The sequence below is a fragment of the Streptomyces sp. NPDC006430 genome (assembly GCF_040612395.1).
In the GTDB taxonomy this organism is placed as follows: domain Bacteria; phylum Actinomycetota; class Actinomycetes; order Streptomycetales; family Streptomycetaceae; genus Streptomyces.
Genome location: NZ_JBEXQA010000009.1, coordinates 106629 through 122278 on the forward strand (window position 1 = coordinate 106629; position 15650 = coordinate 122278).

General features: G+C 71.3%; 14 protein-coding genes. 4 read left to right on the forward strand and 10 right to left on the reverse strand.

Features of this window, described 5'->3' with window-relative positions; translation table 11 throughout:
* Positions 1-4: 4 nt before the first annotated feature.
* From ABZZ20_RS16055 to ABZZ20_RS16075, 5 genes are all read right to left on the reverse strand, one after another.
* Complete coding sequence (locus ABZZ20_RS16055) at positions 5-1963, reverse strand: copper resistance protein CopC (protein ID WP_356870015.1); 1959 nt, start codon at positions 1961-1963, stop codon at positions 5-7.
* A gap of 22 nt (positions 1964-1985) precedes the next feature.
* Positions 1986-2477, reverse strand: coding sequence for a copper chaperone PCu(A)C (locus ABZZ20_RS16060; RefSeq protein WP_356870016.1), 492 nt, complete (start codon positions 2475-2477; stop codon positions 1986-1988).
* The gene (locus ABZZ20_RS16065) at positions 2474-3124 is read right to left on the reverse strand and encodes an SCO family protein (protein WP_356870017.1); all 651 of its coding nucleotides are present in this window, start codon (positions 3122-3124) and stop codon (positions 2474-2476) included. The genes ABZZ20_RS16060 and ABZZ20_RS16065 overlap by 4 nt, the downstream gene beginning before the upstream one ends.
* A gap of 109 nt (positions 3125-3233) precedes the next feature.
* Positions 3234-3959, reverse strand: a complete 726-nt coding sequence (locus tag ABZZ20_RS16070; protein ID WP_356870018.1) for a YcnI family protein — start codon at positions 3957-3959, stop codon at positions 3234-3236.
* 109 nt (positions 3960-4068) lie between these two features.
* The gene (locus ABZZ20_RS16075; protein ID WP_356870019.1) at positions 4069-4881 is read right to left on the reverse strand and encodes a hypothetical protein; all 813 of its coding nucleotides are present in this window, start codon (positions 4879-4881) and stop codon (positions 4069-4071) included.
* A 270-nt stretch (positions 4882-5151) separates the two neighbouring features.
* Between ABZZ20_RS16075 and ABZZ20_RS16080 the strand changes: the two genes are divergently transcribed.
* Positions 5152-5643 (forward strand): ATP-binding protein, encoded by a 492-nt coding sequence (locus ABZZ20_RS16080; protein ID WP_356870020.1) that lies wholly within the window; start codon positions 5152-5154, stop codon positions 5641-5643.
* 163 nt (positions 5644-5806) lie between these two features.
* Here ABZZ20_RS16080 and ABZZ20_RS16085 read toward each other — a convergent pair whose 3' ends face one another.
* Both ABZZ20_RS16085 and ABZZ20_RS16090 read right to left on the reverse strand, forming a co-directional pair.
* Entirely contained in the window at positions 5807-7273 is a 1467-nt protein-coding gene (locus ABZZ20_RS16085) for an aminopeptidase P family protein (RefSeq protein WP_356870021.1), read from the reverse strand.
* An 87-nt stretch (positions 7274-7360) separates the two neighbouring features.
* Complete coding sequence (locus ABZZ20_RS16090; RefSeq protein ID WP_356870022.1) at positions 7361-9052, reverse strand: PP2C family protein-serine/threonine phosphatase; 1692 nt, start codon at positions 9050-9052, stop codon at positions 7361-7363.
* Between the two features lie 408 nt (positions 9053-9460).
* On the opposite strand from ABZZ20_RS16090, the gene ABZZ20_RS16095 reads away from it, so the two are divergent.
* A complete protein-coding gene (locus tag ABZZ20_RS16095) occupies positions 9461-10159 on the forward strand; it encodes a bifunctional DNA primase/polymerase (RefSeq protein WP_356870023.1) in 699 nt (232 codons plus the stop codon).
* 90 nt (positions 10160-10249) lie between these two features.
* Positions 10250-10828, forward strand: coding sequence for a hypothetical protein (locus ABZZ20_RS16100; RefSeq protein WP_356870024.1), 579 nt, complete (start codon positions 10250-10252; stop codon positions 10826-10828).
* 183 nt (positions 10829-11011) lie between these two features.
* On the opposite strand, the gene ABZZ20_RS16105 is transcribed toward ABZZ20_RS16100, so the two are convergent.
* The 3 genes from ABZZ20_RS16105 to ABZZ20_RS16115 all read right to left on the reverse strand — a co-directional run bounded on the left by ABZZ20_RS16105 (position 11012) and on the right by ABZZ20_RS16115 (position 13660).
* Positions 11012-11986: a DUF5926 family protein gene (locus ABZZ20_RS16105; RefSeq protein WP_356870025.1), complete on the reverse strand. Its 975-nt coding sequence runs from the start codon at positions 11984-11986 to the stop codon at positions 11012-11014.
* A 188-nt stretch (positions 11987-12174) separates the two neighbouring features.
* Positions 12175-12777, reverse strand: a complete 603-nt coding sequence (locus tag ABZZ20_RS16110; RefSeq protein WP_356870026.1) for an ATP-binding protein — start codon at positions 12775-12777, stop codon at positions 12175-12177.
* Positions 12778-12862: 85 nt separating this feature from the next.
* Positions 12863-13660, reverse strand: a complete 798-nt coding sequence (locus ABZZ20_RS16115) for a glycerophosphodiester phosphodiesterase (RefSeq protein ID WP_356870027.1) — start codon at positions 13658-13660, stop codon at positions 12863-12865.
* A 224-nt stretch (positions 13661-13884) separates the two neighbouring features.
* Here ABZZ20_RS16115 and ABZZ20_RS16120 point away from each other — a divergent pair, with 224 nt between their 5' ends.
* On the forward strand, positions 13885-15552 hold the full coding sequence (locus ABZZ20_RS16120; protein WP_356870028.1) for a trypsin-like peptidase domain-containing protein: 1668 nt from the start codon (positions 13885-13887) through the stop codon (positions 15550-15552).
* Positions 15553-15650: the final 98 nt, after the last annotated feature.

Genomic DNA, 15650 nt, shown 5'->3' on the forward strand with positions numbered 1-15650 from the left:
CTGGTCAGCCGATCTTCACGTTCTTCTGCACGGTCGTCTGGTCGATGTCGGAGGTACGGACGGTCACGTCGATCCGCCATTCCCCGGCGAGCGGTAGCTGGACGCCGGATGCGCTCCAGTGTCCGGGGGCCGCGCGCTCGGGGACGACCGGCAGCGGGCCGATGTCCTTGGCGGGGAGCGTGAAGGCGACCTTGAGCTCGGGGACGTCGAGGGGGTTGCCGTCGGGGTCGTCGACCCAGACGTGGAGCGAGTTGGCGCCGACCCGCCCCGGGTCGAGCTCGACCCGGACCGCCCCCTTGCCCTTCTCGCTGCCGGTGTCGAACGGCAAGGTGATCTTGATGGGACGGTTGGGGACCGCCGTGGCAGCGGTCTCGCGCCCACCCGCCCGCTCGGCGGTCCGGCCGGGCTCGGTACTGGTGAGGACCGTGGTCGCGGCGAGCAGGGCGACGGCGACCCCGGCCTCGGCGAGGACGGAGCGCCGCAACCCCGCCCGGGCCGGGTCGGCGTCGCGGACCTGCTTCTCGCGGGCGCTCTCACGCGCGGCACGCTGCCGTGCGAGCTGGGCGGCCCGCTGGGGGTCCGCCGGGACGGTGACGGCGGCGGGCTGTGTTTCACGTGAAACATCGCGCTGCCGGGCGACCTTGGTCGGCTTGCCGACGGGAGCCTCGGTGAGCCGCGCCGTCCACGACCGGGAGACGTAGGCGATACCGATAAGGACGGCGACCAGGCCCACTTTGACGAGCAGCAGCTGTCCGTAGCTGGTGCCGGTGAGGGCGGACCAGCTGCCGACCTGCCGCCAGGACTGGTAGACGCCGGTGACGGCGAGGACCAGGACGCTGACGAAGGCGACCCGGGAGAACCGCTGGACCGCCTCGCGCTCGATGTCGGGGACCTTGTGCAGGGCGATGAGGAGTGCGGTGAGTCCGCCGAGCCAGGCCGCGACGGCCAGCAGGTGAAGGATGTCTGCGGGCATGGCGATGCCGGGCTGGATTCCGGTGGAGGCGTGCTCGGACAGCGCCCAGGTGGCCGCGATCCCCCCGGCGACGACGGTCCCGCCGATGCCGAGACCGAAGAGCAGGTCGTCCGCTTCCTTTTCCTTGTCCTTGCCCTTGTTCGTCGCCTGCCCTTTGGACCCGGACGCCCCGCTCCTGCGTGCGTAGGCACCGAAGAGCACGGCGACGAAGAGCGCGGCGGCACCGAGCAACAGCAGCCGGGAGACGAGGGAGGCGCCGGTCTTGGTCTCCAGGACGGCCTTGAGGCCGTCGAGGTTGAACGCATCGGCGAACTTCCCAGAGCCCGTGTACGGGTTGCGGAGCACCAGCATCGCGAGGGTGGCGGCGGTGAGCGTGACCCAGGCACGCAGGACGAGCTTCTGCAGCGGCTGCTGCGCGGCGCCCCGGCGCCAGCACAACAGGATGAAGGCGGCGCCCCCGACGAGGACGGTGAAGCCGGCGTAGGCGGCGTAGCGCGCGATGTCGTACGCGATTCCGACCGGTCCGCCGCCGACCTGCTGGGTGGGCAGGGCGACGCTGGTGGCCGAGGGGGCGCCGATGGAGAAGGTGAAGGCGCCCGAGACGGGGTGGCTGTCGGCGGACACGGCCTGCCAGGCGACGGTGTACGTGCCGTCCGGTAGCCCGGAGTGCAGCGCGGTGCCGTAGCGGATGGTGGATCCGCTGCACATGTCGCGCAGCTCGCCGGTGTCGACCCGCTTGCCCTGCGGGTCCATGACGCGGATGGAATCGTCGCCCATGGCGACCTGCTCCGAGAAGGAGAGGGTGACCTGGGCGGGAGCCGTGGCGACCACCGCCCCGTCCTGGGGGTCGCTCGCGGTGAGTGCGGCGTGCGCCGTGGCCGGGGCGGCAGCGGCGAACAGGGTTGCCAGCAGGGCTGCGAGGACCAGCGCGAGCCGCGGCACGAGTGCCGTGGTCCGGTCGCGGGCCGTGGAGGGGGCGATGGCCGTCATGGCGTGTCAGTACCTCGGTCCGTCAGTGGGCGCTGGTGTTCTGGGCGTTGTACGTCCGTTCCTTGACGTCCAGCTCGACCTTGACGGGGTCGGCCTTCTCGAAGCGCAGCTCGACGGTGACCTTGTCGCCCACCTTCGGCTGGTTCTTGAGCCCCATGAACATGACGTGGTTGCCGCCGCGTTCGAGCTTGAGCTCGCCGCCCGCAGGCACGTCCATGGACGCGACCTGCTGCATCTTCTGGTCCTTGGTCTCGTGGATCTGTAGATCGTCGGAGAGCGGACTGGTGACGGCCGTGAGCTTGTCGGCCGTCTTGGAGTCGTTCTTGATGACCATGAACGCGCCGGCCATCTTGTCGTTGACGGGCTCGGGCATGAAGGCACCCGTGACCGTCATCTTCGGCTTGTCCGCGTCCGCCGCGGCACCGGAGCCGGAATCCGAGGAACAGCCGGATATGGCGAGGGCAGCCGTCAGGGAGAGGGTGGCTGCGAGGGTGCGGATGGTGCGGGCGGTCACGGGTTCTCTCCCTTGATGATCTTCGGCAGGTCCTTGGTGTAGTCGTCGACGGTCGTGCCTTCGCCGTAGAGGAGGTACCCCTCGTCGGACTTGGGCGAGAACGCGATCACCTGGGCGCCGTGCATGGAGACGACGCTGCCGTCGGTCTCCTTCTTGGCGGCCTCGATGCCGATGCCGAGTTTGCGTGCAGCGGTCTGGATCGTGGCGAAGTCACCGGTCAGTCCGATGAAGGACGGGTCCTGCGCCCGCAGCCACGCGGCGAGCGAGTCGGGGGTGTCCCGTTCGGGGTCGGTGGTCACGAACACGACCTGGAGCTTGTCCTGCTCGGCCTTGGGCAGCGCCTTCTTCGCGACGGCGATGTTGCTCATCGTCAGGGGGCAGACGTCGGGGCAGTTGGTGTAGCCGAAATAGATGAGCGTCGGCTTGCCCTTGGTCTGCTCGCGCAGGTTCCACGGCTTGCCGGTGGTGTCCGTCAGGACCAGCTCCGGCTTGTCGAAGGGGCGGTCGAGGACCGTTGCGGTGCCGGCCTTGGACTGGCCGGTGATCTGGGTGACCGCATCGGTCTTGGCGGGCTCACCGCCGCAGGCGGTCAGGGTGAGCGCGGCTGCCGCCACGAGGGCGGCGATCGTCACACGTGTGGTGCGCATGGAGGGATGTCCCTGGGATCGGGTATCTGGTGCGGGCGTTCCGGCAGCGCAGGCGCGTCGGTGGCGCGCACGTTCTGACTACGGGGATACGGCCTGTGGCCGCGTCGGGTCAGGAGGCGCGGCGGCGTGCGGCGACGCCGAAGGCGACACCGCCGAGCCCGACGACGATGCCGGCGACGCCGAGGACGCGCGCGGTCGTGTCGGAGGCGTCCGGGGCGGCCTCGTCGTGGCCCTCAGCGTGGCCCTTCGCACCCTGGGCGGCGTCGGGGGTGCCGGGCTTCTTGTCGTCGTGGTGGCCGTCGGCGGCCTTGGCCGCGGTCAGCTTCAGGACGGGAGCCGGGTTCTGCGGCTCCGCCGCGCCTTCCTTGGTCTCCTCGATCCAGCGGACGACCTCGTTGTTGTCGTACGTCTGGATCGCCTTGAAGACCATCTGGTCGGTGCTCTCGGGCAGCTTGCCCACCGAGACCGGGAACTGCTGGAACTTGCCCGGCTCGATCTTGCCGCCGCTCCAGGTCACCTTGGTGACCGCCTCGTTGATCTGCTTGCCGTGCACGGTGAGCGGCTTGTCGAGCTTGCTCTTCTCGACCGTCACGGTCCAGCCGGGGACGTCCTGAGGCATGACGGACGTGAGCGGCTGGTCGGTCGGGAAGTTGACCTCCAGCTGCGTGGTCGAGGCGTTGTCGCGCTCGTTCGGAACCTTGAAGTTGATCGTCGCGTAGCCGCCCTTGGCCGCCTCGCCGGGCTGCACGCTGACGTGCGCGAAGGCAGTGCCGGACAGGACGAGGACGGTGCCCGCGGCAAGGGCGGCGGCGAAGGAGACGTGAGAGGTCTTCATGGCAGGAACACTCCGTGGAAGCAGGGGTGAGGTGGCTCCGCGCACGGGCGCGCGCGGAGCTCGCGGCACCGGTGCTTCCGCCGGAGGCTCCGGGGAGGTGGGTGCCGCGTCAGGCTGCGAGGACGAGTGCCGTGCGGGGCGGCCCGCGCCTGATCACCGTGTGCTGGAGTGTTTCCCGACCGGTGTGCGCGGCGGGTGCGACGCCGGTCCGGGATGCCTGCGGGGTAAGGGAAGACGCACTCGCGAGCCCGGCGCCGAGGGCGCGTACGAAGGCCAGCGCGGCGCGCAGCGGGCGCACCGGGTCGGCTGCGGCCGAGCCGCGGGACAGTTCGACGAGCCGGAACAGGGCGGTGTCACCGCGCCCGAGCAGCCAGCCCGCGGCGAGCGCCGCCAGCAGGTGGCCGATCAGCATGCCCGGGCTGAACAGGCCGGTGGCGGGTGCCGCGGCGGCCTGGGCCATGTGGGCGTGACCGGCGTGTGCCTGTGCGGCGGCCTGGGCCGCCATGGTGGTCGGGTCCAGCCCGGCGGTTTCCAGGATCTGTCGGGCGTCGGCCGGGCTGAGCGGGACGGAGTTGCCTCCGCAGACCAGTTGGGCGGCGAGCGCCGCGAGCGACCGGTCGGCGTCGGTGGAGGCTTGGGCGGCTGCGGCGCTGTGCTGGCCGAGGCCGAACACCGTGTGCAGCCCGACCTGCCCGAACCCGAGGGCGGTGGCGATGCCGGGCAGTGAGCGCCGGCGCCCCGCGAGCGGAGCGGCGATCGCGAACACGGAGAGGAATGCCGTGACGAGGGCCCACCAGGGCACGGTGGCGCAGGACGCCAGGGTGTGCCCGGCCGCGGACAGCACGACGCAGACCGCGGTGAACACCGCGGCCCGGATCAGTCGGAGGCCGGCTCCGGCGGGCGTCGCGTGGGGGACAGTCATGGCCGGGCCATCATCGCACTGGGCTCGGGCCGTTCGTACGGCAGGTCCGGAAGGTCGTGAGTGCCCCCCGTACGCAGGCTTCGTCTGCGGTGTCTGCGGTGTCTGCGGTGTCTCGGTGGGTGCCTCCGTGGGCGTCTCCCGGTGTCTGCGCGCGGTGTGGACCCGCGTTCCGCGCATACATCGTTGGCCGGGAGCGTCGCATCGGCCGAATGAGGGTTGTGGCGGCTGCCAGGGGCTTATGGTCCGTCGCGGGAGGCAATAGGTAACCGTATGAGCATCTGGTGGTCTCTCCACTTGAGGCGCGAAGCCGCGAGCGTGCCGCTCGCCAGGCGGTTGCTGCTGGGGACGATGGAGACCGCGGGGGTGGACCCGGACATCTCCTTCGACCTGTCGGTGGCGCTGAGCGAGGCGTGCGCGAACGCGGTGGAGCACGGAGGCCCGGCGTCACACGCCGGGGCCGGCGCGGAACCCGCTGCGGAGGCGTGCGCGGCCTATCGCGTCACCGCCTACCTGGACGGCGACTGTTGCCGCATCGAGGTGACCGATTCGGGTCCGGGTTTCCCGGCGGCCACGGTGGCGGGGCACAGACCCCCGCCGGCCGGCCCCTCCGAGCCTTCGGAGAGCGAGCACGGCCGGGGCCTCTGGTTGATCGCGGAGCTCGCCGACCACGTCAGGCTCCGCAACCGGCCGGGCCGGGGCGCGGTGGTCAGCTTCGACAAGATCCTGAAATGGCGTGATGGGGCGCTGCTGAAGGTGTCGTAGCGTCGGCGGCCTTCGCCCCTCCCGGCATCTCCACCCCGCTTCCCGGCCTCCCGGCCCCCGGGCCCCGCCTCCCGGAACGGCCTCCCCGCGGCCGCTGCCGGATGCACCGATGGACGGGACTCGCGTACGAGGTCCCGCCCATCGGAGGTCTGCGGCGCAGGGGTCAGCCCTTGAGGCGTGCCATCCAGGATTCGACATCGGCCGAGGTGCGGGGCAGCCCGGCGGACAGGTTCCGGTTGCCGTCCTCGGTGACCAGGATGTCGTCCTCGATCCGGACGCCGATGCCCCGGTACTCCTCGGGCACGGTCAGGTCGTCGGCCTGGAAGTACAGGCCGGGCTCGACGGTGAGGCACATGCCCGGCTCCAGCGTGCCGTCGACGTACGCCTCGGTGCGCGCGGCGGCGCAGTCGTGGACGTCCATGCCGAGCATGTGGCCGGTGCCGTGCAGGGTCCAGCGGCGCTGCAGGCCGAGCTCCAGTACGCGCTCGACCGGCCCCTCCAGCAGGCCCCACTCGACGAGCTTCTCGGCCAGGACGTGCTGGGAGGCGTCGTGGAAGTCGCGGAACTTCGCGCCCGGCTTGACGGCGGCGATGCCGGCTTCCTGGGACTCGTACACCGCGTCGTAGACCTTGCGCTGGATGTCGCTGTACGTGCCGTTGATGGGCAGCGTGCGCGTGACGTCGGCGGTGTAGAGGGAGTGGGTCTCCACACCGGCGTCGAGCAGCAGCAGGTCGCCCGAGCGGACGTCGCCGTCGTTGCGGACCCAGTGCAGGGTGCAGGCGTGGGGGCCGGCGGCGCAGATGGAGCCGTAGCCGACGTCGTTGCCCTCGACGCGGGCGCGCAGGAAGAAGGTGCCCTCGATGTAGCGCTCGGACGTGGCCTCGGCCTTGTCCAGGACCTTCACGACGTCCTCGAAACCGCGGACGGTGGAGTCGACGGCCTTTTGGAGCTCACCGATCTCGAAGTCGTCCTTCACGGCACGGGCCTCGGAGAGGTAGACGCGCAGCTCCTCGTCGCGCTCCTTGGTGACCTTGTCGGTCAGGGCCGCCTCGATGACGGAGTCGTGGCCGCGGACGTTGCGGACCGGGCCCTCGGCCTCGGCGAGGGCCTCGGCGAGCTCGCGGACGTCCTTGGCGGGAATGCCCAGGAGCTGCTCGGCCTCGGCGAGGGAGTGGCGGCGGCCGACCCACAGCTCGCCCTGGCCGGAGAGCCAGAACTCGCCGTTCTCGCGATTGGAGCGCGGCAGCAGGTAGACCGTGGCGGTGTGGCCGGTCTCGCCCGTGGGCTCCAGGACCAGCACGCCGTTCTCGGTCTGGTCACCGGTGAGGTACGCGTACTCGGTCGAGGCGCGGAAGGGGTACTCGGTGTCGTTCGAGCGGGTCTTGAGGCGCCCGGCGGGCACGACGAGGCGCTCGCCCGGGAAGCGCTCGGACAGTGCGGCGCGGCGGGCGGCGGTGTGCGCGGCCTGGGCGATCGGCTCGAGTCCGTGCAGCTCGGTGTCGGCCCAGCCCGTGCGCATGTTCTCGGCGAGTTCGTCGCTGACGCCCGGGTACAGCCCGTTCTTGCGCTGCTTGTGCTTCTTCTGGGGCTGCTCTTCTTCCGGGGTCTCCGGGGTGAGCTCGTCAGCCACGTCTTCTCCTCAGCTACGACAGGACCGGGTGCGGACCGCATCCATCGTATGTGCGAGGGGAAGACGCCCGGCGGCGGGTGTGATAAATCAGTCAAAACGGGCAGCGAGCAGGATGATGTCCTCCACCCCGCCTTCCTCCGCGGCCCATGCGGCGCTGGCGTTCGCGGTGGCTGCGGGACCCGTGGAGCCGGAAGCGACCGGGGAGCCGGAACCCGCCGGAGAACCGGAGCCGGGGCCGGCCGTGGAAGCGGCCGTGGGTCCGGAGCCGGCCGGGAGGACGGTGGCGAGCGCCGGGTCCTCCTCGGGCAGCACCGTCCGCAGGATGTGGTCGCAGAGGGCGGCCGGGTCGTCCCGGATGCCGCGGGGCGCACCGGCGGCTGCCGCGTGCAGCCGTGCGTAGGCCCGGTCCATCGGGTCGCCGGTGCGCCGCAGCAGCCCGTCGGTGTACAGCAGCACCGTTTCTCCGCGGGCGGGCTCGATCTCCACGCTCGGCGCCTCCCAGCACGACAGCATCCCGAGCGGCGCGGAGAGCGAGGTCTCCACGTACTCCGTGCGGTGCTCGCCGATGAGCAGTGGCGGCGTGTGTCCCGCCCCGGCCAGGAGGATCTTTCCCCGGGCGGGTTCGCAGTACGCGAAGAGCGCGGTGGCACAGCGCGCCGGCTCGGTCAGGCGCAGTAGTAGCTCCAGGTCGGACAGGACCGCTACGGGGTCCTCGCCCTCCATGACGGCGTACGCCCGCAGCGAGGCCCGCAGCCGACCCATCGCGGCGACGGCGCTGGGCCCCGAGCCGGTCACGGAGCCGACGGCCAGCCCCAGGGCGCCTTCGGGCAACGGCAGCGCGTCGTACCAGTCGCCGCCGCCGCGCGGCCCGGTGTGGTGGCGGGCGGCGAGCTGGACCCCGGGGATCCGGGGGAGCCGGCTGGGCAGCAGTTCCTCGGCGATCGTGGCCAGGTCGCTGCGGGACCGTTCCACCTCAAGCATCCGGGCCAGGTGCTCGGCGGCGTGCCGGACGTACAGCCCGACGAGGTCGCGCTGGCGGTCGCTCGGCTCGACCTGATCGTCGTAGAGCCAGACGACCGCGCCGAGTCGGCCGATGGCCTCCGCGGTCAGCGGCAGCGCATAGCTGGCGGCGTAGCCGAGTCGCGCGGCGACCTCGCGGTGGCGGGGGTCGACCGGGGGGCCGTACGTGCCGATGCCGGGGGCGGCGTCGGGTTCGGGGAGCACCTCGGAGCCGCCCTCGGCGTCGGGGAGTCCGTCGAGGATGCGGCCGTAGGACGTGGCGGCGCGCGGGACGGTCTCGATGTGCCCGAGGTCCGCGCGGCCGAGACCGAGGCCGATCGTGGTCGTCGGCCCGAGCCCATCGGAGGGCTCCAGGACGATCAGGCCGCGACGGGCGCCGACCAGCGCTGCTCCGGCACGGAGGAACTCCTGGAGGGAGGAGTCGAGATCGCGGGTGCGGGCGAGGCGTTCGGTGAGCTCGTGGAGGGTGGTCAGGTCGGAGACCATCCCCGCCAGCCGGTCCTGGATCAGGGTGCTCGGTCCGGGGACCGCTGCCGGGGCCGGTGCGGGGGCGGTGCGGGCGCGCGTGGACGCCGCAGTGTGCTGGACCGCTGTAACTGCTGGATCGATTCCAGCCACTTTCGGCAGATGCGGGGCGCTCATGGCGTCCGCCTTTCCACCTGGTGCGATTCGCCATATAGCATCGCAAACCCCCAGATCGTGCTGCGCCGCCATCAATGAATCCACATCTACACGCACACGAGGATCGATGTCCAGCATCGCCCAGGTGGGAATACTGGTGTCCGTGGGACGGCAACTCATTGTCCAGCCAAGGCTAGAACTTGGCCGGAAAAAGCTGGAAGCAGACGGTTTTTGCGATCGACTGGTCGGGCGTCAGAGTGGCCCCGGGTACCTCATCTGTGGTGCACGAAGGCAGTTGGCGCAGCCCGGCAGCCGCCGGGAACCGCCCGACACGGACCGTCGTCCTTAGCGGCGGCAGCCGGTTTCGGCGCTGGCGCGGGTCGCGCTCCGCCCCCGCCGGACGTTTCATGGACCCGTAAGAAGACTGCACGAACCCGTGTGGACCTGCTTCTGGCGGACAGTGACGCGAAACGTGTACGTGTGGTGAGACACCGGTTACATGGTGTGATGTGGCCCTCGGCGTTCAACGGAAAGGAACGAGCGCTCATGCGCGAGATCCTCGGAAGGCGTCTCCAGCGGCTCCGCAATCGCTTGATGTCCCTCCGTCCCGCCCCCGGGCGGAACGACGATCCGGCTCTCCTCGACGCGGCGCTCGCCTGCGCCACCGCCTGGCAGTGGCCGGTCCTGCCCGGCGTCGGCCGCTCCGGCACCGACAGCGCCCGGTGCGCCTGCCCCGACCCCGACTGCGCCGTCCCCGGCGCGCACCCCTTCGACCCCGGACTGCTCGCGGCCACCACCGACCCCCGGATGGTGGCCTGGTGGTGGGCCAACCGGCCTGCCGCTCCCGTGCTCCTGGCCACCGGCGGGTCCGCGCCGTGTGCCGTGAGCCTGCCGGCCACCGCGGCCGCGCGGGCCGTCGTACGGCTGGACGCGCAGGGCGTACGGCTCGGTCCGGTCGTGGCCACGCCCACCCGGTGGTCACTGCTCGTCGCGCCGTACTCCCTGGAACGGCTCGGTGAACTGCTCTACGCCAAGGACCACGTGCCGTCCGCGCTGCGTTTCCACGGCGAGGGCGGCTACCTGTTGTTGCCGCCCTCGCCGGCGTCGGGCGGCGGGCACGTGCGATGGGAACGGAAGCCCGTGGACACCGGTGGCCTGTGGCTTCCGGAGGTCGAGACGGTCGTGGATGCACTGGTCGAGGCGAGCAGCGGGGCCTCCGGCGGTGGGAGCCGCCTCGCGTACTGATCACTCGTACGGGTGTCAGTGCGACGTGTTTCCAAGGGAATTGGGCGCGGGGATCTCCGTGCCCCATTCCCGCATCGCTATCTTCGGCGAATGAATCTCCGCTTGATCGGTATCAGCGCCGGTGTGCTGGTCATCTTGTCGCTCCCACTGGCAGGGGCGATCGCCGGACCAGATTTCGCCGGTCAGGATGACGGAAAAGGCGGCGGGTTGCTCTCCTCGCTCGGGTTCGTCGAGCCCGGGGGGCGCTCCCGTACCCCGGCGCCGGCCGCTGCACCGGCACGGCCGGCCGTTCCGCAGGAGCCGGGCCCGTCCAAGCAGCCCCGGACCGATTCCCGGTGCGGTCCCGAACTCTCCTCGCCGCAAGGGGTGGAGGCGCAGACCTGCATCCTGGTCGGCGACGGTCAGACGTGGGGCCGCAGCTACTACCGCAACACGGGCAGCCGCGCGCTGGACGCCGTTCTGACAATGATGGGGCCTGCGGGGCACACGGTGCAGATCCGGTGCGCGGTCAAGGCGGGTGGCGAGCCGGGGCTGTGCGAGACGCCTCGGGAGGCCTCGGCGGGAGGGCCGGACGCCTACTCGGCCATTGCGGAGTTTGCAGTTCCGGATGATGAAGGGCAGCTGCTGCTGCGGTCCGGGAGCAACTCGCCGGCACCGGCCGACGGTTGAGCGACGTCGGAAATGGAAGGGCCCGGTCGCTGGCGACGGGGGATGCACCAGCGACCGGGCTACAAGAACGGTAACAAGAGATCGCCTGTTCGCAAATTCGATCTCTGATATTCAGACACCGATTTGCAGGCGATTAGCGGGAGTTGTGACCCCAGTCACCGGTCTGCCAGGGGGTGTTGGACGTCAGTTGAGCGTGACCTGGCGGTTGGTGAGTCCGCCGCGCGCCCGGCGCTCCTCCGGGGTGAGCGGGGCGTCCGAGGCCAGGGCCGTGGCCAGCCGCTCCGCGAACTCCGCGGCCGGCTTCTCCACGTCGTCGGCGGTCACCCCGGTGGGCAGGTCCCAGACGGGGACCATCAGCCCGTGCGCCCGGAAGGAACCGACCAGTCGGGTGTTCTCGCCGAGCGAGGAGGCGCCCGCGGCGTGCAGCCGCGCGAGGGCGTCGAGCAGCTTCTCCTCGGGGTACGGCATGACCCAACGCAGGTGGTTCTTGTCCGGGGTCTCGCACCAGTAGGCCGCGTCCACGCCGGCCAGCTTGACCGTCGGGATGGCGGCGGCGTTGGCGCGCTCCAGGGAGGCGGCGATCTCCGGGGAGGAGTTCTGAGCGCTCTCCGCATCCGGAATCCAGAATTCGAAGCCGCTGTGCACAACCGGCTCGAAAACGCTGTCCGTGTCCAGGAGATCCTGAAGTCGCGGACCCTCGGCGGGAACGCGGCGGGCAGGAACCGGAGTGCCCGGCTCCGCGACGAGCGCGCGCTCCAGGGTGTCGGCCATGTCCCGGGAGAGGTCCCCGGTGGTCGAGTCGTTCTGGAGCCCGAGCAGGACCGACCCGTCCTCGCGGCGCAACGCCGGCCAGGCCATGGGCAGTACGGTCACCAGCGTGACGGAGGGGACGCCTTCGGGCAGGCCGCCCTTGAGCGTCAGGGGGATGGTCGCCGCGGGCACGAGCTCGCGCAGCGCCACCCAGTCGCACTCGCCGGGCAGGCCCTCGAAGGGGCGCGCCACGTGCTCGGTGACGGCGTGTGCGGCGGCTGCGCCGTGGCAGGCCTTGTAACGGCGCCCGGATCCGCAGGGGCAGGGCTCGCGCGCGCCCACCACCGGGATCTCCCCGTTCTTGAGCTGCGGCTTTGCAGTCTTGGCTGCGGGGCGCTTCTTGGCCATCGTGGGTGTCTCCCGGTTGCGGCGGTACGGCGTGGTCTGGGCGCGAGCCTAGCCGTTCGTACCGCCACAACTGGTGGGATGCGGCCGGGAGCACGGTCGGCGTGCGCTCCCGGGGCCGCCCGTTCGGATGGCCGGTGGTGCGGGTGCTGCTGTCGGAATCTCGTGAAGGATGCGACGGCGGATCCTGGTCAGGGAGCCAGATCGTCGAAGGCCGCGCTGAAATCGATCGCCGGGGGCGCAACGCGCGTAGCGAAATCCTCATGCCGGGCCCCGCACGCGACGATCACCCATACGGTGACCTCGCCCGCCGCTCCGTCCCGGACACCCCAGTCCTGGGCGAGGGCGCTGATGATGTTCAGCCCCCGACCGCCGCGCGCGGTGACCGAGGGCGTGGCCGGAACCGGGCGCGTGGGACCGCCCCCGTCCGTGACCTCGACCGTCAGCCGCCCCGCCTCGTCTATGCGCCATGCGGCGCGTATCTCCCCGTCTCCGATCGCTCCCGCGCCCAGCGGCCTGCCGTGCCGGCAGGCGTTGCTGAGCAGTTCGGAGAGGATCAGTACGGCATCGTCCACGACCGAATCGGACACCCCGCTCATGCGCAACTGTTCGCGCATGTGGCGTCTTGCCTCGCCCACGCCCGCAGGACCATGGCATACGTCCACGCACGACGACGTGGGCACTTCCTGTGCCACCACCAACGCCACCCCCGGAACCTCCTTAGTCCCACGCCATGGTCTGGATGCCCCAATGGCCTGGACCGGAAACGCCCTGACCTGGGCCCCCTGACGCATTCATGACCATTGATTGCGGAACGGATGCGCCGGGGCACACCCTGTCACGCGCGGGTCGTGCGGGGTCGGTGGGCAAAACGGGACGTCAGCGCCCGAGCTGTGACAGAACCTGTCGCGGCCGGTTCGTGATGATGGCTTCCACGCCCAGATCAGCGCAGAGCTGAACGTCTTCCGGATCGTTCACGGTCCACACGTGTACGGAGTGGCCCGCGCTCTGGAGCTTGCGGATGTAGCCGGGATGGTTGCGCACGATCCGCATTCCCGGACCGGCGATCCGCACCCCGGCAGGCAGTCGTCCGTCGCGCATCCGCGGCGAGACGAACTGCATCAGGTACACGGTCGGGACCGCCGGGGCGGCCGCCCGCACCCGGTGCAGGGAGCGCGCGGAGAAGCTCATGATCCGGACCGGGTGCGGGCCCTCGGCAGGCGGCGCGTCCAGCCCGAACCGCTTGAGGAGGAACAGGAGCCGTTCCTCCACCTGTCCGGCCCAGCGGGTCGGGTGCTTCGTCTCGATGGCGAGCTGCACCGGCCGCTCGGCGTCGCAGACCAGCTCCAACAGCCGCTCCAGGGTGAGTACGGAAGTGGCCTCGGGATCGGCGTCCCAGTCGGGGGACTCCTCGCGGTCCTTCCAGGAGCCGAAGTCGAGGGCGGCGAGGTCGGCCAGTTCGAGGGCGGAGACGGCGCCGCGGCCGTTGGAGGTGCGGTTGACCCGGCGGTCGTGGACCAGGACCAGATGGCCGTCGGCGGTGAGCCGGACATCGCATTCGAGGGCGTCGGCGCCGGCTTCGATGGCCTTGCGGTAGGCGGCCAGGGTGTGCTCGGGGGCATCCTCCGAGGCGCCGCGGTGGGCGACGACCTGGATGGGCGGCGTTGCATGGGTCACCGGGTCATGGTGCCACCGGGAGGGCCTCCGATGTCGGGCCCGGGCTTGCGGATGCGCCCGAAATGCCGGAGATAAAGGATGAGGGAGATGCACAGGTCCGGCTTACAGTGCTCTGACGGGTCATGGGGAAGGCTTTTCCCTGGAACTTGTGCGGCACGTCGAACGTTCAGTCGGGCCGAATCGCTAGTTTTTGTGAAGCCGTGTGTGACGAGGAGAAGAGCGCTGTGAGCACCGAGAACGAGGGCACCGCGGCCCCGACGCCCCCCGCGGCCCCGTCGGCACGCCCCGTGGCCGCTCCCGCCCCCGAGACGCCTGCACCCGCGACCGCACCGACCTCGGCACCGGACCCGACCGCGGAGACCCCGGCGGCACCCGCCCCGGGGGCGGAGCCGGCTGCGCCGGTCGCCACGCCTGCCCCGGCCGCAGCCGAGCCGGTGACCCAGCAGCTGCCGACGACGCCCGGCACGGAGCACACCCAGCAGCTGCCGCCGACGCCCGGCACGGAGCACACCCAGCAGCTGCCGCCGACGCCCGCGCCCGGCACGGAGCACACCCAGCAGTTCCCGCCGATGCAGCCCCCGGCCCCGGCGTACCCGCAGCCCCCGGCCTACCCGCAGCCTCCCGCATACCCGCAGGCCCCCGCCCCGGCCGCGCACGGAGCCGAGGGCTGGCCTCCCCCGCCGCCCGCGGTCCCCGCGTACGGCTCGGGCGGCGGCCACGGCGGCGGTGTTTGGGGCGTGCCCCAGACACCCGACGGCACCCCGCCGGCGAAGCCCAAGGGCAGGGGCGGCCTGATCGCCGCCGTGCTCGTGGCGGCCCTCCTGGCGGGCGGCGTCGGCGGCGGCATCGGCTACTGGGCCGCCGACCGCAGCGGCAACGGCTCCGGTTCGACCACGATCACTGCGGGCAACACCCCCAAGGACGTCAAGCGGGAAGCGGGTTCGATCGCCGGCCTGGCCGCGGGCGCGCTGCCCAGCGTCGTCACGATCGAGGCCTCCGCGGGCGACGGCGAGGGTGGTACCGGCACCGGCTTCGTCTACGACCAGCAGGGCCACATCCTCACCAACAACCACGTGGTGGCCTCCGCCGCGAACGGCGGCAAGCTCTCCGCGACCTTCTCCGACGGCAAGAAGTACGAGGCCGAGGTCGTCGGCCGGGCCCAGGGGTACGACGTGGCCGTGCTCAAGCTGAAGAACCCGCCGGCCGCTCTCAAGCCGCTGCCGCTCGGCGACTCCGACAAGGTCGCGGTCGGCGATTCGACCATCGCGATCGGTGCGCCCTTCGGCCTGTCCAACACGGTCACCACCGGCATCGTCAGTGCCAAGAACCGCCCGGTGGCCTCCGGTGACGGCTCGGGCAGCAAGAACTCGTACATGAGCGCCCTGCAGACGGACGCCTCGATCAACCCGGGTAACTCCGGAGGCCCCCTGCTCGATGGCCGTGGGGCGGTCATCGGCATCAACTCCGCGATCCAGTCGGCGGGCAACGGCGGCTTCGGCGGCGGCCAGGCAGGCTCGATCGGCCTCGGCTTCGCCATCCCGATCAACCAGGCGAAGAACGTTGCCGAGTCGCTGATCAAGACGGGCAAGCCGGTCTACCCGATCATCTCGGTCTCCGTGGACCTCCAGGCCAAGACCGAGGGCGCCAAGATCTCCGAGCAGGGCGCTCCCGCCAACGAGCTGGTGGACCCCAACGGTCCGGCCGGCAAGGCGGGCCTCAAGCCCGGCGACATCATCACCCGGTTCGGCGACAAGCCGATCGACAGTGGTCCGACCCTCATCAGCGAGATCTGGACGCACAAGCCGGGTGACGTGGTGAAGCTGACCTACTTGCGGGGTGGCAAGCCGACCACCGTCGACATCACCCTCGGCTCGCGGGTCGGGGACAAGTGAGGACCGGGCGCGAGGGCCGGCGGGGGACGCTGGCTTGATGGTGAGGGGCCGTGGGCGTGAATACGCCTACGGCCCCTCCCAACGTCCGCTTATGCTTC

Coding starts and splice junctions, on each gene's coding strand:
- ABZZ20_RS16080 (WP_356870020.1), top strand. CDS start 5,152: ATGAGCATCTGGTGGTCTCTCCACTTGAGGCGCGAAGCCGCGAGCGTG.
- ABZZ20_RS16095 (WP_356870023.1), top strand. CDS start 9,461: ATGCGCGAGATCCTCGGAAGGCGTCTCCAGCGGCTCCGCAATCGCTTG.
- ABZZ20_RS16070 (WP_356870018.1), bottom strand. CDS start 3,959: ATGAAGACCTCTCACGTCTCCTTCGCCGCCGCCCTTGCCGCGGGCACC.
- ABZZ20_RS16065 (WP_356870017.1), bottom strand. CDS start 3,124: ATGCGCACCACACGTGTGACGATCGCCGCCCTCGTGGCGGCAGCCGCG.
- ABZZ20_RS16110 (WP_356870026.1), bottom strand. CDS start 12,777: ATGCGTCAGGGGGCCCAGGTCAGGGCGTTTCCGGTCCAGGCCATTGGG.
- ABZZ20_RS16075 (WP_356870019.1), bottom strand. CDS start 4,881: ATGACTGTCCCCCACGCGACGCCCGCCGGAGCCGGCCTCCGACTGATC.
- ABZZ20_RS16090 (WP_356870022.1), bottom strand. CDS start 9,052: ATGCTGGACATCGATCCTCGTGTGCGTGTAGATGTGGATTCATTGATG.
- ABZZ20_RS16105 (WP_356870025.1), bottom strand. CDS start 11,986: ATGGCCAAGAAGCGCCCCGCAGCCAAGACTGCAAAGCCGCAGCTCAAG.
- ABZZ20_RS16100 (WP_356870024.1), top strand. CDS start 10,250: ATGAATCTCCGCTTGATCGGTATCAGCGCCGGTGTGCTGGTCATCTTG.
- ABZZ20_RS16055 (WP_356870015.1), bottom strand. CDS start 1,963: ATGACGGCCATCGCCCCCTCCACGGCCCGCGACCGGACCACGGCACTC.